The organism is Mesorhizobium newzealandense (assembly GCF_042682145.1).
Lineage (GTDB): Bacteria > Pseudomonadota > Alphaproteobacteria > Rhizobiales > Rhizobiaceae > Mesorhizobium > Mesorhizobium newzealandense.
The window spans coordinates 19,086-36,172 of sequence record NZ_JBHUGZ010000003.1; the positions used below are offsets into that span (position 1 = coordinate 19,086).

Sequence of the window (17,087 nt, forward strand, 5' to 3'; positions counted from 1 at the left end):
GTCACAAACGGTGGTAGGCGGAACGATCCCCGGTCGTTAATATAAGATTCGCGGTTGGCTGATTGGCGGCCGCGACATGAAAGGTTGGACAATGGCCAAAATATCCAAGGCTCCCAGCGACGGCGTCTTCGCAGTCCTCCCACTGCGCGACATCGTGGTGTTCCCGCACATGATCGTTCCACTCTTTGTCGGGCGCGAAAAGTCGATCAAGGCGCTGGAAGAGGTGATGGGGCAGGAAAAGCAGATCCTGCTTGCCACCCAGATGAATGCCGCCGATGACGATCCCGAGCCCGATGCCATCTTCGACATCGGCACGCTCGCCAATGTGCTGCAATTGCTGAAGCTGCCCGACGGCACCGTCAAGGTTCTGGTCGAAGGCGCCTCGCGCGCGAAAATCGTCTCGTTCACCGACCGTCCCGACTTCCACGAGGCCCGCGCCGCGGCGCTGGTCGAGCCGGAAGAGGAAGAGGTCGAGGTCGAGGCGCTGGCTCGTTCGGTCGTCACCGACTTCGAGAACTACGTCAAGCTGAACAAGAAGATCTCGCCGGAAGTGGTGGGTGCCGCCAGCCAGATCGACGACTATTCCAAGCTCGCCGACACGGTCGCTTCGCATCTCGCCATCAAGATCCCTGAAAAGCAGGAAATGCTGGCCACGCTCTCGGTCAAGGAGCGGCTGGAAAAGGCGATGGGCTTCATGGAGGCCGAAATCTCCGTCCTGCAGGTGGAGAAGCGCATCCGCTCGCGTGTCAAGCGCCAGATGGAGAAGACGCAGCGCGAATACTACCTCAACGAGCAGATGAAGGCGATCCAGAAGGAGCTCGGCGAGGGCGAGGACGGCCGCGACGAGGCTGCCGAGATCGAGGCGCGCATCAAGAAGACCAAGCTCTCCAAGGAGGCCCGCGAAAAGGCGGAAGCCGAACTGAAGAAGCTCAGGACGATGTCGCCGATGTCGGCGGAATCGACCGTTGTGCGCAACTATCTCGACTGGATCCTGTCGATCCCGTGGGGCAAGAACTCCAAGGTCAAGCAGGACCTGGCCTTCGCGCAGAACGTGCTCGACACCGACCATTTCGGCCTCGACAAGGTCAAGGACCGCATCGTCGAGTACCTTGCCGTGCAAAGCCGCCAGAAGAAGCTGAAGGGGCCGATCCTGTGCCTCGTCGGCCCTCCCGGCGTCGGCAAGACCTCGCTCGGCAAGTCGATCGCCAAGGCGACCGGTCGCGAATTCATCCGCATGGCCCTCGGCGGCGTGCGTGACGAAGCCGAGATCCGTGGCCATCGGCGCACCTATATCGGCTCGATGCCCGGCAAGGTCATCCAGTCGATGAAGAAGGCGAAGAAGTCCAACCCGCTCTTCCTGCTCGACGAGATCGACAAGATGGGCCAGGACTTCCGTGGCGATCCGTCGTCGGCGCTGCTCGAGGTGCTCGATCCCGAACAGAACTCGACGTTCATGGACCATTACCTCGAGGTCGAATACGACCTGTCGAGCGTGATGTTCGTGACGACCGCGAACACGCTGAACATCCCTGCGCCGTTGATGGACCGCATGGAGATCATCCGTATCGCCGGCTACACCGAGGACGAGAAGATCGAAATCGCCAAGCGGCACCTGATGCCGAAGGTGGTGCGCGACCATGCCCTGCAGCCGAAGGAATTCTCCGTCGGCGAGGACGCGATCCGCGCCATCATCCAGACCTACACCCGTGAAGCGGGCGTCAGAAGCCTGGAGCGCGATCTGATGAAGCTCGGGCGCAAGGCTGTGACCGAGATTCTGAAGACGAAGACGAAGACAGTGAACATCACGGCGGCGAACCTCGCCGACTACCTCGGTGTTCCGCGTTTCCGCTTCGGTCAGGTCGAGGCTGACGATCAGGTCGGTGTCGTTACCGGGCTCGCCTGGACGGAAGTCGGCGGCGAGTTGCTGACGGTCGAAGGTGTCATGATGCCCGGCAAGGGCCGCATGACGGTGACCGGCAACCTGCGCGACGTGATGAAGGAATCGATTTCGGCGGCGGCGTCCTATGTCCGCTCGCGCGCCGTCGATTTCGGCATCGAGCCGCCGCTGTTCGACAAGCGCGACATCCACGTGCACGTGCCGGAAGGTGCGACGCCTAAAGATGGACCGTCGGCTGGCGTGGCGATGGCGACCGCCATCGTCTCGGTGCTGACCGGCATTCCGGTCAAGGCGGATGTCGCCATGACCGGCGAGATCACGCTGCGCGGCAGGGTATTGCCGATCGGCGGCCTGAAGGAGAAGCTGCTGGCCGCACTGCGCGGCGGCATCAAGAAGGTGCTGATCCCGGAAGACAACGCCAAGGATCTGGCGGAGATTCCGGACAACGTGAAGAACGGCATGGAGATCATTCCGGTCGGACGGGTCGGTGAGGTGTTGCGCCATGCACTGGTGCGTATGCCGGAGCCGATTGAATGGGTCGAACCGGTCAATCCCCCGGCCGCGACGGACAGCGCGGACGATGCCGGCAAGACGCTTGCGCATTAGGGCGCCGCGCGTCCACGTGGACGCGCAAAGGACGCTCTAACACCTTGGACTTGCGCATGGTCCTTTCCGAAAACCGACTGCGGTTTTCGAGGCCATGCGTTAGTTTTCGCTAAGGTTGCAGTGCACAAACAGAGAGCCGGGCTTCGCGCCCGGCTTTTTCATGTGAAAAACCCCGGAATTCCGGGGTTTTTCCGATTTTTTCCTGCCTTTTCGACTTGGTTGCGGGAACGCTTCTTTCTAAAGTCCGTTTCCTGCCGGATGAGTCGTAAGTTCCGGTGTTCTCATGGAAGGGAATTTTTATGAACAAGAACGAACTGGTGTCCGCTGTCGCCGACGCCGCGAGCATTTCGAAGGGTGACGCGCAGTCGGCGGTCGATGCGGTATTTTCCGTGATCACCGGCGAACTGAAGAAGGGCGGCGATGTCCGGCTTGTCGGCTTTGGCAATTTCACCGTGTCAAAGCGTGCGGCCTCGACCGGCCGCAACCCGCAGACCGGCGCAGAAGTGAAGATCCCGGCGCGCACCGTGCCGAAGTTTTCGGCCGGCAAGGGCCTCAAGGACGCAGTCAACTAAGCGCCTTTTTCTTTCAGAGACCAGAAAAGCCGGGCTTGCCCGGCTTTTCATTTTTACCGCCCGACGCAGGTACATGCGACCAGAAAAGCCGGGCTTGCCCGGCTTTTCTTTTTTGTGCCCGACGCCGACGCGCGTGGTCGCCCGGGTTGCGAAGTGGATTACGCGGTCGGCGCCTCGGCGCGCATCAGGCCTTCCTTCTTGAGATCGGCCCAAAGCGCTACCGGCAGCTTCGCGTCGAGCAGCGACCGGTTGCTCTCGACTTCACTCGGCCGCTGGCCGCCCGGGATTACCGACACCACCGATGGATGCTGCAGCGGAAACTGCAATGCGGCCTCGATCAGCCGCACGCCGTGGCGCTTGCAGACCGCCTCGATGCGCGCCACGCGGTCGAGCACGTCCTGTGGCGCCTCGGTGTAATTGTAATAGGCGCCAGGCTTCGGCCCCGTGGCCAGGATGCCGGAATTGTAGGGGCCGCCGAGAACGATGCCGATGCCGCGCTTCTGGCAGAGCGGCAGGAAGGATGCGAGCGCCTCCTGCTCCAGCAGCGTATAGCGGCCGGCAAGCAGGAAGAGATCGAAGTCGCCGCGCTCGGCCAGCGCCTGACAGACCTGCCACTCATTGATGCCGCCGCCGAACGCCTTGATCACCCCCTGGTCGCGCAGGGACAGCAGCCCGTAATAACCCGAGCGCATGAACTCCTCGATGCGTTGGTCGGACGCCTGCTTGCTGCCATGGGTGAAGATGTCGACATCGTGCACGAAGAGGATGTCGATCCGATCGACGCCAAGCCGCTCCAATGAGGCCTCGAAGGACCGCATGACGCCGTCATAGCTGTAGTCGTAAACCTCGCGACGCGACGGCGTGTCGAAGAACTTGCCGATGCCCGTGCGCTCTTCGGGCGGGCAGGCGCGCATGATGCGGCCGACCTTGCTCGACAGCACGTAGTCGTCGCGCTTCTTGCCGCGCAGGAACGGATTGAGCCGCGTTTCCGACAGGCCAAGCCCGTAGAGCGGCGCGGTGTCGTAGTAGCGGCAGCCGGTCGCCCAGGCGGCCTCCAGCGTGGCATTGGCGTCCTCGTCCGAGACAGCACGGTAGAGATTGCCGAGCGGCGCAGTGCCGAAGCCAAGTTCCGTAAAGTCGATGCCACCATTGCCGATGCGGTCGAAATGCCGTGTCTTCATATCCTGCAATTTTCCCGGGGGGTTGATTTGTCTGACATGACACTATCATGCCTGTGGCCCGGCAAAAGCGTCGCGGAGCGTTGGACACGCATTTTCGCGGTTGCTAGCATGAGCAAAATCAAGCTGTTCTTGGGAAAATCCCGGGATGATTTCGAGGGCGGATTTGCGGTGAGCGAGCGGAGCGAAAACCTGTTCAAGACCGCACTGGACGAACTCGGCGGCGTGCTGGCGGGCATTGACGAGGGCCGCATCGACGCCGCCTGCAAGATGCTGGCAGGAGCAAGGCAGATCATCGTCTACGGCTGCGGCCGCGAGGCCTTGCAGGTCAAGGGTCTTGCCATGCGGCTCTATCATCTGGGCCTGTCGGTCTCGGTGGTTGGCGACATGACCACGCCGCCTTTGGGGGCCGGCGATGTCTTCCTCGCCAGTTCAGGGCCGGGAGAGACTTCGACCGTGCTGACCTTGATGCAGATCGCGCACCATGCAGGCGCAACGAACCTCCTGCTGACCGCCCAAGCCGAAAGCAGCGCCGCAGAGCGCGCCGATTTCACGCTGCTCATCCCGGCACAGACCATGGCCAACGACCAGGGAACGAAGAAAACATCGGTCCTGCCGATGGGCTCGGTGTTCGAAGGCGCGCTGTTCCTGCTGTTCGAGGTGATGGTGCTGAAGCTCAGGGATTTGATCGGCGCATCGCCTGAAGCGATGCGCGCCCGCCACACCAACATGGAATAGATCATGCGCTACGAATTGATGCTGCCGCACCAGATCCGCAAGGCGATCGCCGAGAACTGGCCGGTCGCGCTGCCGCTCGGCGTGCTCGAATACCATGGCGAGCACATGGCCGTCGGCATGGACACACTGGCCGTCATCAAGACGCTGGAGCTGTTCGAAAAGGAGGCCGACATCGTCATCCTGCCGCCCTTCTACTATGGCGCGGCGAGCTATGCGGTGGCGGCGCCGGAGGGCAGCGGCTCGGTGCAGGTCGGCGGCAATGCGCTGGCGCCGTTTGCGGAGGAGCTGTTCTACAGCCTGCTGCGCGTCGGCTTTCGCAACATCCACGCCATCATCCACCACCAGACCGAGAACTTCGCCGCCGGCATGCCGACCGATCTCGCCTTCAAGACCGCCGGCCGCCAGGCGATCTTCCGTTTCCTCGAAAAGGAGCGTGGCGAGGGCTGGTGGGGCTCGGAGGCGATGGCCGACTACTATTCCGGGCACGCCGCGGGTGAAAACTTCTTCAACTGGGTGCAGGTGCATCCGCTGATGTCGGCGGAAATGAACGGCAAATACCCGTTCGACCATGCCGGCATCGGCGAGACATCTCTGATGCTGGCGCTATGCCCGGAGGCGGTCGACGCCGCTCACTTCGAAGACAACAAGAGCTGGTATACGGCGACCGCCAGGGACGCTTCGGCCGAGCTCGGGCAAAAGGGTGTGGCCATGATCCTCGAGCATCTGCGCGCGACGCTTCTTGGCTGACCGGGCAAGAATTATGCGCCGCTCGATCTGGCGCGCTGCCGCTCCGCCCGGTATTCGGCCATCGACTTGTTCGGGTCGCTCTTGGTGGCCACGGCCCAGATGAAGATGCCGCCCCCGCATAGGGCAAGGATGACGTAGAGGGCTATGCCAAGCGCAAGGTGGTTGCCGTAGACGCCCACCAGGGCCATCAGCAGGGCACCGGACAGCATGGCCATGACAAAACCGGCGATGACGGCGCGGCCTTGCCAGCCGAGTGGCATGGCGCCCTTGCCGTAGCGGCCGCGGCCGACATAGCCGGCACGGATGTTGCGCGCGAACCAGTACTGGCCGGCCATGGCTACTTCACTGCTCCCGCAGTCATGCCCATGATGAGGTAACGTTCGAGCGCGATGCCGATGACGGCCAATGGCGCAATTGCCGCCGTGGCCAGCGCTGCCATCGACCACCAGTTGATGCCTTGCGAGCCGGTCTGGCTCGCCACCATGACCGGAATTGTCTTGGCATCGGTCGAGGTCAAAAGGGCCGCGAAGAAATACTCGTTCCAGCACAGCACCATCGCCAGGATGAAGGCGGCGACCATGCCCGGCAGCGCGATCGGCATGACGATGCGGAAAAAGGCGCCCCAGATCGACAGCCCGTCGACGAGCGCAGCCTCCTCGAGCTCGACCGGGATCGAGTTGAACTGGTCGCGCATGATCCAGATGACGATCGGCAGCACCATCAGCGTGTAGAGCAGGATCAGCCCGATGCGCGTGTCGAGCAGCCCGACCTCCCGGTAGAGCACCAGGAAAGGCAGCGCCAGCACCACCGGCGGCAGGATCAGCTGCGACAGGAAGAAGAACGAAATGTCTTCGTTCTTGAACCAGGCGAAGTGGTAGCGGTAGCGGGTAAGGCCGTAGGCCGCCAGGCTGCCGATGACAATTGCAAGGCTCGACGCGCCGACGGAGGTGATGACCGAGTTCATGAAGCGCTTGAAGAACTCATCGCGCACCGTGGAGGTCTGGAAGATCGAATCCGGTGACAGGCCAAGTGAGCGCCAGCCCTTCCAGTCCGGCTGGAAGTCGACGAAGGGGATCAAGTGGCCCTGGGTGACGTCGACCGCCGATTTGAACGAGGTCGTTAGCGTCCAGTAGATCGGGAACAGGCAGATGAAGGCCCAGAACACCAGCGCGCCATAGATGAAGACGCGGCTGGTGATGAAACTCGCCGGAGAGCGGATTTCGGAAACGGTGTATTCGGTGGTTTGAACGCTCATGATCCCCGCCGCTCAGTTGACGTTGCGCACGAAGCGGCTGGCGAATTTCAGCAGCCAGGTCACGAACACGATGATGATGACGAGATAGGCCATCGCCAGCATGGTGCCGTAGCCGACATTCGAGCGGTCGCGGTATTCGCGGTAGATGAAGCTGGAAACGGAATCGGTGGCGCCACCGGGCCCGCCCGAGGTCACCGTGATGATAATGTCGGCCAGCTTCAGCTTGAAGATGATGCGCAGGATGACCGCCGTCACCGACACCGGCAGCATCAGCGGAAAGGTGACCTGCCAGAAGGTCTGCCACGCATTGGCGCCGTCGACCCGTGCCGCTTCGAGGATCTCACGTGACATCGCCTGCAGGCCGGCCAGCAGCATGATCATCATGAATGGGATGAAGGTCCAGGCATCCAGCACCATGATCGAGATGCGGGCGATGATCGGATCCGAGAAGAAGGCCGGGTTTTCCCAGCCGAGATAGCGCGCCAGTGTGGCTGCCGGGCCGAAGCGATATTCCATCAGCGACTTGCCGACCATCCATGACACCGCGACCGGCGACAGCATCAGCGGCATCAGGAAGACGACGCGGAAAAACTTGCGCGCCCGGATCTGCGCGTTGAGCAACAGCGCCAGGCCGAAGGCAATCACGTATTCGACCAGCACGGCAAGCACATAGAGCACCATGTTGAACAGCGCATTGCGATAGTAGGGATCGCCGAGCATCTGCCAGAAATTCGCGAGCCCGTTGAATTTTCGCCCACTGAAGGAGCTGAGGTTCCAGTCGGTGAGCGCGATGTAGAAGCCGAACAGGGTGGGGAAGATCACCATGGCGATGGTGAACAGCAGCGCCGGCAACAGGAACAGCGCGCGCTGGCCGTCTTCACCGCGTGTCAAAACCTGTCCGATGCCGATTGCCACGCCCCACAGCACATAGGCGTAGACGACAGGGCGCCAGGTTTCGAAGCCAACAGTGCCGGTTTCGGTCTTGTACAGGATCTCTAGCGCGATCACCGCCAGCAGGCCAAGCGTCGCAACGGCCATCAGCACCCAGCCGAGCCGCTTGCGGCCTGGTGAAATCAGATCGGAGGGGGCGGCACCTGCCGGCCACTGTTTTGCGGTCGAAGTCTGGTCAGCCACAAATTTCGCCCGTTTGAAGGCTCATCGAGGAGCCGGAGCCGATCGGCTGTGGTCCGGCGTTGCCGCCGGACCACGGTTTCACATAGCCTACATGCCGAGGGAGGCCTTGTAGAGCTTGATCTGCTTTTCGCGGCCGATCTGGTCGGTCAGCTTCTCCCAGGCCGCAGCAATGGCGTCGGCGCCTTCCTGTGCCTTCATCTTGCCGGCGAAGGTGTTGGCCAGGATGTCCTCGGCGGCGCTGTAGTACTGGAAGATGCCGGGGATGCGTGGCTCGATCGCTGCGTTCGGATGGTTGTAGGAGTCGCCCTCCGACTTGAGGTACGAGGTGATGAACGCCTCGTCGTAGCCAGCCGCCACCCATTCCGGAATGTCGAAATGGGAGTTGCGGTAGGGCTGGAAGCCGGACGGATACATGGCCGTCCAGATCGACAGGTCCTTGCCGCCGAGATGGGCGGCGGCGGACCATGCCGCCTTCTTCTTCTTTTCGTCGGCATCGACGCGCGCCATGACGTAGACGCCCCAGCCCAGATAGGCGCAGTTCGGCGAGTAGTTCGGCCCGCTGGCGAGCTTTTCCCAGGCGCCTGTCTTGGAATTGTAGACGTCGTCCGAACCCGGCAGGATCGAGAAGCCGGTGACGTCGCCGATGACCGAGGAATCGTTGGTCTTGACGTTGGAACCGATGTCGCCCCACCAGGGGATCATCGAACCGGTACCGGCCAGGAACTGCTGGAAGCCAGTGGTGTTCGGGTCGGCGTTGATCTGGTCGGCCGGTTCCGAAGGCAAGGCGTCGATGACGTCCTGGATGGCGCGCACCCAGGCCGGATTGTTGATGCGCGGCTTCATCGTGTCGGCGTCGAACAGCCAGGCCTTGTCATCGGGATGCTTGGCATAGGCGGTGGCGCGGCTGCCAAGGAAGTAGAAGCCGAAACCGCCCCACGGCTTGGGCGCATCGAGATAGCCGTAGACGTCCTGGCCCTTGAATTTCTTGCCCTTGAGGAACTTGGTCACGGCCTGAACCTGTTGCCAGGTCTTCGGCACGCCCCACTCGCCTTCACCGCCGCCATCCTTCCAGGCCTTGGCGAGGTCGGCGTCGGCGAACACGTCAGTGCGGTAGTTGAAATTGTGCGTGTCACCGTCGATGGTCACGCGATACTGCTTGCCATCCCAGGTGCCGACCGGAGGCTTCAGGTAGTTGACCAGATCGTCGAAATCGATCTGCGTCTTGACCCAGTCCGGCATTTCCGACGTCAGGCCCTTGCCACAGACATCGCCTTCGAACGGTGCGCCCATCTCGATGATGTCGAAATCGACGGTGCCGGTAGCGATCGACTGCTGCAGGCGGGCGTTGTAGTCGGCCTGCGCCAGGTCGATCCAGCTGATCTTGGCGCCGGTGTAGGCTTCCCATGGCTTCAGGAAGCCGCGGAACAGCACATTGTGCAGGTTCTGGTTGTTGAGACCCATGAAGGTCAGTTCGACGCCGGCGAATTCGCCTTCCTTGACGTTGGCTTTGGTCGCTTCGAGGCAGAGTTCACCGACCTTCTGGAAATCGGCGTCGGTCGGCTGACCCTTGCCGACGCCTGGGATCTGCAGGATTTTGGAGCGTAGCTCGCTAGCCGCGGAAGCAGGGCGCGTGAAGGCGCCAAGTCCGGCGCCGGATGCGGCCGCTATCGCGGCCATGCTGGCCGCGCCCTTCAAGATGTCGCGCCTCGTGGCGCCGGCACGGACCAGTTTATCGTAAAGACCTGTTCTCATCGACTATTCCTCCCAGAACATCAGCGTGAATGGATATGGCCAACCTTGTCGGACGCTGGAGCGCCAACGATTCTCCCGGCTCGGAAACGAACTACGCAGGACCCCACCTGCTTGATTGAAGCTCCGATAGCGGTACCGATTTTGGACCAGCGCCCGCCACTATTCTCACAACCAAACGCCGTGTCAACGACAACAGGTTTTTATCTATAAGAGACCGACTTGCCCTGACCGTTCGCGTTGGTTAGCTTCTGCGTCTACGGCCGATGGGGCCGATGGGGGAGATATGGCTCAAGTCGCAATCAGCAAGGTGGCCAAAGCGTTTGGAACCGTCAAGGTCCTGCACGAAGTCAGCGTCGACATTGCCGACGGACAGTTCGTGGTGCTGGTTGGCCCATCGGGTTGCGGCAAGTCCACGCTGCTCAGAATGGTGGCCGGGCTGGAGACCGTCTCCGGCGGCACGATCGCCATCGGCGACCGCATCGTCAACCATTTGCCGCCGGCCAAGCGCGACATCGCCATGGTGTTCCAGAACTATGCGCTCTATCCGCACAAGACGGTCGAGCAGAACATGGCCTTTGCGCTCAAGCTTCGGAAAACCGATCCAGCCGTGGTCGCCGAGCGGGTCAAGCGCGCCGCCGACATCCTCGACCTCAATCCCTATCTGAAACGCTATCCCCGCCAGCTCTCCGGCGGCCAGCGCCAGCGTGTGGCTATGGGCCGCGCCATCGTGCGCAATCCGCAGGTGTTCCTGTTCGACGAGCCGCTGTCCAATCTCGACGCCAAGCTGCGCGTGCAGATGCGCACCGAGATTAAGGAACTCCACCAACGCCTGAAGACCACCACCATCTACGTCACCCACGACCAGATCGAGGCCATGACCATGGCCGACAAGATCGTCGTCATGCGCGACGGCCGCATCGAGCAGGTCGGTGCGCCGCTGGAACTGTTCGACCGGCCGGCCAACCTGTTCGTCGCCGGCTTCATCGGCTCGCCTTCGATGAACCTGCTCAAGGGTGTCATGCGCAAGGGCGGCAAGCCTGGTGTCGAAATCGCAGGGACATTGTTCCCGATTGCGTCGGACAATGCCGCGCAGGACGGGCAGGCCGTCGTCTATGGCGTGCGCCCGGAACATCTCGAGATCCATCCCGACGGCGTGGCGGCGAAGATTTCGGTGGTCGAGCCGACCGGCTCGGAAACGCTGGTGTTCCTGCGCTTCGGCGAAGGCGAGATGGTGGCGCTGTTCCGCGAGCGCCACGACTTCAAGCCCGGCGACACGCTCACCTTGAAGCCGAGGCTGGACCAGATCCATCTTTTCGACGCCGAGACCGGCAAGCGTCTCTGATCACAAACGACTTCACGAGGAAGACCATGCTCAAAGGCATCAATCCGTTGCTCAATGCCGACGTGCTGCAGGCATTGCGGGCGATGGGGCATGGCGATGATTTGATCATCGCCGACACCAACTTCCCGTCCGATTCGGTGGCGCGCCAGACCGCGCTCGGCCGCCTGCTGCGCATCGATGCGCCGGCCGCCGAGGTGGCTAGGGCGGTGCTGTCGCTTTACCCGCTGGATACATTCGTCGATGACTCCGCCGCGCGCATGGAGATCGTCGGCAAGCCGGACGAGATTCCGCCCGTGCAAAAGGAAGTGCAGAAGGAAATCGACGCCGCCGAAGGCAAGTCGTGGCCTATGATGGCGGTCGAGCGCTACGCCTTCTACGAGCGCGCCAAGCAGGCCTACTGCGTCATCCAGACCGGTGAGCGCCGCTTCTATGGCTGCTTCGCCTTCCGCAAGGGCGTCGTGCCTCCGGATGCGGAGTAACGGCATGGCCTCGGGCAAGCCTGTCGTCATCCTTGGTGTGTTCGTCGCCGACACAGCCTATCGCGCCGATCGCCAGCCGCGGTTGGGCGAGACGATCCTCGGCAACTCGTTCAAGCTGGGGCCGGGCGGCAAGGGCTCGAACCAGGCGGTGGCCGCCGGCAAGCTTGGCGCCGACGTCACGTTCCTCACCCGCCTTGGCGTCGATCCCTTCGCCGATATGGCCAGGCAAACCTGGGCCCAGGCGGGCGTCAAGAATGCCGTCATCGACACGCCGGAAAGCTACACCGGTGCCGCCTACATCTTTGTCGAGGAGACGACCGGCAACAACGCCATCATCGTCAGCCCCGGCGCGGCGACGCTGATCTCGTCAGCCGATATCGAAGCCAATGCCGCTCTGATCAGCAGTGCCGGCGTCTTTGTCACCCAGCTCGAACAGCCGATCGATGCCGCCATGCGGGCGCTGGAGATCGCACGCGGGGCAGGGGTGACGACCATCCTCAACCCAGCCCCGGCGGCAAAGCTTCCCGACCGCATCTACACGCTGTGCGACTATCTCACGCCCAACGAGACCGAGACGGAGGAACTGACCGGGATGAAGGTCTCCTCGGTCGACGATGCACGCGCCGCCGCCGGAAAGCTGCTGGAAAAGGGCGTCGGCACCGTCATCGTCACGCTCGGCGACAAGGGTGCGCTTTTGCACTCGAAGGATCGCTCCGAGCACATTCCCGTCATCAATGCCGGCCCGGTTGTCGAGACCACGGGGGCAGGAGATGCCTTCAACGGTGGTCTGGCCGCCGCGTTGTCGCTAGGTGTCGAGCCGTTGCAGGCGGTACGCTTCGCCTGCGCCGTTGCCGGAATTTCGGTGACCCGGCCAGGCACCGCGCCGTCCATGCCGACGTTGCAGGAGGTCGAGGCGCTGCTGGCAAGGGGGTGAGATCGGCTTGGTGGACGGATCGCCGACGCCGCCTCAGGCCTGTTGTTAAAGGTTTTGAGCCCTATGATTTTTTCGAACGCAAGCTGGTGGAGATCCTGCGCAGCGGACCGGTGAGGCGCCAGCTTCTGGACTGATACAAAGCCGCGATTTCCGTTCGGCACGCCAGCAGCGTTTGTTCGATCCCGTCCTTCTCGTTCCTTGCATCCGAAGCGGCGCTCCGTAGCTCGGCGTTGCTTTGCTGAGCCAGATCGAGCTCGTTGCGCAGCCTCGAGATTTCCGGCTGCAACGCAGCTTCCTTGTTGCTCGCGTCCGAAGCGACCCTCTGTAGCTCGGCACTGCCTTGCTGAGCCAACTGCAGCTCGTTGCGCAACCTCGCGTTTTCAAACTGCAACGTGGCCATCCCCGCTTCAGCGCTTGCAAGCATCGGTCGCGTCGTTTGGACATCCTCCCAGGCAAGCCGCGCCACCAGATCACCGACGGCACGGCGCATCTGCTCACTCCAGGCTGCGGGGTCAGCGCGCATGAGGCGCGAATACTCGTATTGTTCCTTGCTGGCGTGCGGTATCCAGACGCGTAAGGCTGAAGGCCACCAGCCCGCTCTGTCGGCGATGTCGAGAAACGTAGCCAGTTGCGATGCCTGGGAGTAACGCGAATTCTTCCAGTTGGCGCTGAAATGCAGGACGGTTGGAACGCGGCAATAGGTGAGGGGATTCCGCGGGTTCTCGCGTATGATGCGTCGCCAAAGCTGCCAGTCCCCGCACGATGCGACGTCTTCCGGCCAGACATCCCGCGAAGGCAGGCAATCGGCCCGGTACAGGAAGCAACTGGCGGGTATCGTATTGCCGACCTCGGTGAACATCCTGAATTCGTCGGCGAGCTCCAGATTGGTCAGGAAGGGCGCGGCGATGCCATCGGTGGAAACCCACAGCGCCTGGCTGTACGCGATCGCAGCCCCGCCTTTTAAGCCTTCCGTCAGGACTTCAAAATGATCCGGAAACAGGAGATCGTCGTCGGCCGCAAAGCCGATCAACTCGCCCCTCGCTTCGCGCAGCGCGATATTGCGGTTGGCGTAGCCAAAGTTCGGCGCCTTGGGCAGATCGAAGAAGCGGATGCGGGCGTCCTGAAAGGTTTCGACCACCTCGGCTGTGCCGGGCGCGCAGCCGTCGCCGACGACCAGGAGCTCAAAATCCTCGACGGTCTGGTCCAGCACCGACTGGATGGCCACGCCGATGACATCCACGCGCGAATGCGTCGGCATCAGGATGGAAATGCGGGGCTTGCTCACCATCCCTTGGCGCTGCCGAAATCATAGGGAATGAGATCGGTGTCGATGGGCAGACGGTACTTGTCGGGATTTGAGTGGTCGTACTGTATCGTTGGGAAATTGATGACGACCACTTCGGACGTTCCGATGTTTCGGTCGGCATGCCAGACAAATTTCGGAACATTGACCAGGCGTGGACGATTGCCGGAGAGGTAAACCTTCGAAATCTTGCCGTATGTGCTGGATTCGGGGCGAGGATCATAAAGGACCAGCTCCAACTCGCCGCTGACCACAAAATAGCGATCCTCGTGCAGTTTGTGCAGGCCCCAGCCTTTCACCATGCCGGGGCGAATTGTGAACATGTAGGAAAAGACCAGCGGGTCGGCATGCCAACCCCAGCGTGGGTCATAGACCTCCGTGACGCTGCCGCGGTCATCATTGTGCCGGATGCTGTCGAAAAACGACATGCCGTCCACCAGAGGCGCAATGTTTTGCCGCTGCTCGTCGAGAGTTCGTTGATCCTGCTGAGCCGCGGCAAGTGTGGATTCAAGAATATTTGGGCGGATCCCGGAATGATCGCTCATGAACAAAGTCCTCGTTATTTGACCGAGTCGGATCGAACTACCTCTCACAATTTTCGCGGGATGTCCTGACTGGGCCGCCAGGTTCGCATCGCCACGACGACTTTTTTCGGGCGCAGTGCGAATTTCTGGGCGCGTGGAGCGGCCAGACTTGCCCTTGCAAGCGTGTCAGTTGATCTGAATTCGGATCGGTTGTCGTCTGCGCCGGTATTTCGAATATCCAGCCAAGCCCGCGCCGTCGGTGCGCGACCCACGCGCTAAAGACCGCTTAGCGCCGCATATCGGCCGTTGAGGATGCCTTTGCCACCGCCTGAAAGCGGACGTTAGCGGCGACCACACTGGAGGTCGCGGTTGGGCCACAAGCGGAAATCCCTGGCGCGCGTCCAGGGCCCATCAATTGCCTCTGATTTTGGACAGCGCGTCCTTTGCGTAAATGCCAACCAGAGCTTCATTCTGGAGTGCCACGAGCGCAGGTATCGCAGCTCGTGCCGGAGGCCCGATCTTTCCCAGCGCCTCGACGCCTCCCGGCGGAGATGCTCAACCTTGAGCGCCTCAACCAGAGCCGGAACGGCTTGTGCTGCCGCTGGTCCAAACCAGCCTAGTCGCCTCGTTGCGTATAGCTGGGAAAGGGGATTGCCGGTCTCAAGCTCTGCTTCCAGGCTCGTAACGGTGACGTCCAGCGGCAGCGCAGCGATACGGACACCGTCATTCAGGCGGCTCCCTTTCATGTAGCACGCGTCGCGAGCGTCGGCTGTTTGCCCGCCACACTCGGGCGCGCTATGATCTGCCGCGGGCCGAAACCGTCTGGCCTGCGACGGAGTAACTAAACGAGAACAAGAACGAACAGGGGAGGTTACCCACCCATCTCGTGAGGGGATGCGCCTCCTCGTTTCCTTTTCTTGGACATGCCCGTTCTCCATCTGGATCTGAAGGAGAAACCAGGAAATGACGGAATTCGAATTGAAGCTGCAGTCGGCCGCCAAGCTTGCCGCGAAAGGCAGGGTTTCGCGTCGTGACTTTGTTCAGCTGGCGCTCGCCGCGGGCCTCACGGCCACGGCCGCCAATGCGATGTTCGTCCAGGCGGTGCGCGCCGAGCCCAAGAAGGGCGGCACCTTGAAGATCGGCATCGGCGATGGCGACGCCACCGATTCGATGGACCCGGGTATCTACCTCAACCCGTTCACCGTCACCGCGCTACAGGGAACCTTGTCGAACGGCCTGACCGAGATCGATGCCAAGGGCAACGTGGTCCCCGACCTCGCCGAGAGCTTTGAGCCGTCAGACGGCGCCAAGAAGTGGGTGTTCAAACTGAGGAAAGGCGCTACCTTTCACAATGGCAAGACGGTTACCGCCGACGATGTCGTGGTCTCGGTCAGGCATCACACCATCGAGGGCACGAGATCGGTGGCGAAATCGATCTTGGCTTCGGTCAATAACGTCGTCGCCGACGGTGCCGAGACGGTGGTGTTCGAACTCGACGGCGGCAATGCCGACTTCCCCTACATCATATCGGACATCCCGGTAATGCCGGCGAAAGAGGGCGGCGTCGACTGGGAGTCGGGCATCCGCACCGGCCCCTATATGCTCGAGAAATTCGAGCCCGGCGTCATCGCCACCTTCAACAAGAACCCGAACTACTTCAAATCCGACAAGGGCTGGTTCGACCGTGTCGAATGCCTGGCGATCAACGATGTGACGGCGCGCACCAATGCGCTCAACACCGGCGAGGTCCACTACATGGATCGCTGCGATCTGAAGACGCTCGACATTCTGAAGCAGAACCCCGATCTCGTGATCTTAGAGACGACGGGCTACGGCCACTACGTCTATCTCATGAACGTCCAGAAGGCGCCCTTCGACAATCCCGATGTGCGCAATGCAATCAAGTACTCGCTCAATCGCGACGAGATCGTGCAGAAGGTGTTTCTCGGCCACGGCGCCATCGGCAACGACAATCCGATCGCACCGGTCGTCAAGTTCGCGATCGATCCGCAGCCGAAGCACGTCTACGACCCCGACATGGTCAAGAACCTCCTCAAGAAGGCGGGGGCGGAGAACACCCAGTTCGACCTGTCAGTCGCGGATGCCGGCTTCACGGGTGCGACCGACTCCGCTCTCCTCTGGCAGGAGCATGCCCGGGCGGCCGGGCTCAACCTGAATGTGATCAGGGAGCCCAATGAAGGCTACTGGGACAATGTCTGGCTCAAGAAGCCGTTCTTCGCCTCTTACTGGGCCGGCCGGCCTCGACCAATTGCTGTTCGGAGGTACGCAGTGTATCACCAACGAGACCATCGGAGCCCCGGCCGCGCCGGGTCGGCAACCGCCCGTGCTGTTTCAGCGGCCACGAGAAAGAGGGAGGTGATCGGTCTTGACGCCAACCGGCTCTCTGCCTTCGGCGTCCAGATTCTTGAGCTGCCCAGATTGGCGATCACCCGGACCTCATCTGGGTTGTCGCTCGACCTCCCAAATCCAAGGCCATTTCTACTCCGCTGCCGAAGCGGTCAAGTCAGAACGCGGCCGCCAGCCGAGGCAGGTGCGGGCGGCCGCACGACTGAGGATGCAGCATCGTGAACCGCGCTGGCCGAGGATGTCGCTGTTGGCGTTCGCC

The 17,087-nt window shown here is 62.0% G+C and carries 15 protein-coding genes; 8 read left to right on the forward strand and 7 right to left on the reverse strand.

The features are described 5' to 3' along the window. Positions 1–91: 91 nt before the first annotated feature. Complete coding sequence (gene lon, locus ACFSOZ_RS06685; RefSeq protein WP_379095058.1) at positions 92–2,503, forward strand: endopeptidase La; 2,412 nt, start codon at positions 92–94, stop codon at positions 2,501–2,503. A 299-nt stretch (positions 2,504–2,802) separates the two neighbouring features. Next, positions 2,803–3,075, forward strand: a complete 273-nt coding sequence (locus ACFSOZ_RS06690; RefSeq protein ID WP_006201846.1) for an HU family DNA-binding protein — start codon at positions 2,803–2,805, stop codon at positions 3,073–3,075. Positions 3,076–3,233: 158 nt separating this feature from the next. On the opposite strand, the gene ACFSOZ_RS06695 is transcribed toward ACFSOZ_RS06690, so the two are convergent. Further along, on the reverse strand, positions 3,234–4,256 hold the full coding sequence (locus ACFSOZ_RS06695) for an aldo/keto reductase (RefSeq protein ID WP_379095061.1): 1,023 nt from the start codon (positions 4,254–4,256) through the stop codon (positions 3,234–3,236). Between the two features lie 108 nt (positions 4,257–4,364). Here ACFSOZ_RS06695 and ACFSOZ_RS06700 point away from each other — a divergent pair, with 108 nt between their 5' ends. Further along, positions 4,365–4,991, forward strand: a complete 627-nt coding sequence (locus tag ACFSOZ_RS06700) for an SIS domain-containing protein (protein WP_379095063.1) — start codon at positions 4,365–4,367, stop codon at positions 4,989–4,991. Between the two features lie 3 nt (positions 4,992–4,994). After that, the gene (locus ACFSOZ_RS06705) at positions 4,995–5,738 is read left to right on the forward strand and encodes a creatininase family protein (protein ID WP_379095065.1); all 744 of its coding nucleotides are present in this window, start codon (positions 4,995–4,997) and stop codon (positions 5,736–5,738) included. An 11-nt stretch (positions 5,739–5,749) separates the two neighbouring features. Here ACFSOZ_RS06705 and ACFSOZ_RS06710 read toward each other — a convergent pair whose 3' ends face one another. From ACFSOZ_RS06710 to ACFSOZ_RS06725, 4 genes are all read right to left on the reverse strand, one after another. Further along, positions 5,750–6,073 (reverse strand): hypothetical protein, encoded by a 324-nt coding sequence (locus ACFSOZ_RS06710; protein WP_379095068.1) that lies wholly within the window; start codon positions 6,071–6,073, stop codon positions 5,750–5,752. A 2-nt stretch (positions 6,074–6,075) separates the two neighbouring features. After that, on the reverse strand, positions 6,076–6,993 hold the full coding sequence (locus ACFSOZ_RS06715; RefSeq protein WP_379095070.1) for a carbohydrate ABC transporter permease: 918 nt from the start codon (positions 6,991–6,993) through the stop codon (positions 6,076–6,078). Positions 6,994–7,005: 12 nt separating this feature from the next. After that, positions 7,006–8,127, reverse strand: a complete 1,122-nt coding sequence (locus ACFSOZ_RS06720) for a carbohydrate ABC transporter permease (protein WP_379095073.1) — start codon at positions 8,125–8,127, stop codon at positions 7,006–7,008. A gap of 87 nt (positions 8,128–8,214) precedes the next feature. Continuing rightward, complete coding sequence (locus ACFSOZ_RS06725) at positions 8,215–9,879, reverse strand: ABC transporter substrate-binding protein (protein WP_379095076.1); 1,665 nt, start codon at positions 9,877–9,879, stop codon at positions 8,215–8,217. A 283-nt stretch (positions 9,880–10,162) separates the two neighbouring features. Between ACFSOZ_RS06725 and ACFSOZ_RS06730 the strand changes: the two genes are divergently transcribed. Genes ACFSOZ_RS06730 through rbsK form a run of 3 tightly spaced genes read left to right on the forward strand, consistent with a single transcriptional unit; the run spans position 10,163 to position 12,634 of the window. After that, positions 10,163–11,221 (forward strand): ABC transporter ATP-binding protein, encoded by a 1,059-nt coding sequence (locus ACFSOZ_RS06730; protein ID WP_379095079.1) that lies wholly within the window; start codon positions 10,163–10,165, stop codon positions 11,219–11,221. A 26-nt stretch (positions 11,222–11,247) separates the two neighbouring features. Further along, positions 11,248–11,700 (forward strand): RbsD/FucU family protein, encoded by a 453-nt coding sequence (locus tag ACFSOZ_RS06735; protein WP_379095082.1) that lies wholly within the window; start codon positions 11,248–11,250, stop codon positions 11,698–11,700. Between the two features lie 4 nt (positions 11,701–11,704). Then, positions 11,705–12,634 (forward strand): ribokinase, encoded by a 930-nt coding sequence (rbsK, locus tag ACFSOZ_RS06740; RefSeq protein WP_379095084.1) that lies wholly within the window; start codon positions 11,705–11,707, stop codon positions 12,632–12,634. A 61-nt stretch (positions 12,635–12,695) separates the two neighbouring features. Here the strand turns inward: rbsK and ACFSOZ_RS06745 are convergent, their stop codons facing one another. Both ACFSOZ_RS06745 and ACFSOZ_RS06750 read right to left on the reverse strand, forming a co-directional pair. Continuing rightward, entirely contained in the window at positions 12,696–13,922 is a 1,227-nt protein-coding gene (locus tag ACFSOZ_RS06745) for a glycosyltransferase (protein ID WP_379095087.1), read from the reverse strand. Then, complete coding sequence (locus ACFSOZ_RS06750; protein WP_379095090.1) at positions 13,916–14,482, reverse strand: polysaccharide biosynthesis C-terminal domain-containing protein; 567 nt, start codon at positions 14,480–14,482, stop codon at positions 13,916–13,918. Before ACFSOZ_RS06750 ends, ACFSOZ_RS06745 begins: the two co-directional genes overlap by 7 nt. A 942-nt stretch (positions 14,483–15,424) precedes the next feature. On the opposite strand from ACFSOZ_RS06750, the gene ACFSOZ_RS06755 reads away from it, so the two are divergent. Beyond that, complete coding sequence (locus tag ACFSOZ_RS06755) at positions 15,425–17,050, forward strand: ABC transporter substrate-binding protein (protein ID WP_379095093.1); 1,626 nt, start codon at positions 15,425–15,427, stop codon at positions 17,048–17,050. The last annotated feature ends 37 nt before the right edge of the window (positions 17,051–17,087 follow it).

Coding starts and splice junctions, on each gene's coding strand:
- lon (WP_379095058.1), top strand. CDS start 92: ATGGCCAAAATATCCAAGGCTCCCAGCGACGGCGTCTTCGCAGTCCTC.
- ACFSOZ_RS06690 (WP_006201846.1), top strand. CDS start 2,803: ATGAACAAGAACGAACTGGTGTCCGCTGTCGCCGACGCCGCGAGCATT.
- ACFSOZ_RS06695 (WP_379095061.1), bottom strand. CDS start 4,256: ATGAAGACACGGCATTTCGACCGCATCGGCAATGGTGGCATCGACTTT.
- ACFSOZ_RS06700 (WP_379095063.1), top strand. CDS start 4,365: ATGAGCAAAATCAAGCTGTTCTTGGGAAAATCCCGGGATGATTTCGAG.
- ACFSOZ_RS06705 (WP_379095065.1), top strand. CDS start 4,995: ATGCGCTACGAATTGATGCTGCCGCACCAGATCCGCAAGGCGATCGCC.
- ACFSOZ_RS06710 (WP_379095068.1), bottom strand. CDS start 6,073: ATGGCCGGCCAGTACTGGTTCGCGCGCAACATCCGTGCCGGCTATGTC.
- ACFSOZ_RS06715 (WP_379095070.1), bottom strand. CDS start 6,993: ATGAGCGTTCAAACCACCGAATACACCGTTTCCGAAATCCGCTCTCCG.
- ACFSOZ_RS06725 (WP_379095076.1), bottom strand. CDS start 9,879: ATGAGAACAGGTCTTTACGATAAACTGGTCCGTGCCGGCGCCACGAGG.
- ACFSOZ_RS06730 (WP_379095079.1), top strand. CDS start 10,163: ATGGCTCAAGTCGCAATCAGCAAGGTGGCCAAAGCGTTTGGAACCGTC.
- ACFSOZ_RS06735 (WP_379095082.1), top strand. CDS start 11,248: ATGCTCAAAGGCATCAATCCGTTGCTCAATGCCGACGTGCTGCAGGCA.
- rbsK (WP_379095084.1), top strand. CDS start 11,705: ATGGCCTCGGGCAAGCCTGTCGTCATCCTTGGTGTGTTCGTCGCCGAC.
- ACFSOZ_RS06745 (WP_379095087.1), bottom strand. CDS start 13,922: ATGGTGAGCAAGCCCCGCATTTCCATCCTGATGCCGACGCATTCGCGC.
- ACFSOZ_RS06750 (WP_379095090.1), bottom strand. CDS start 14,482: ATGAGCGATCATTCCGGGATCCGCCCAAATATTCTTGAATCCACACTT.
- ACFSOZ_RS06755 (WP_379095093.1), top strand. CDS start 15,425: ATGACGGAATTCGAATTGAAGCTGCAGTCGGCCGCCAAGCTTGCCGCG.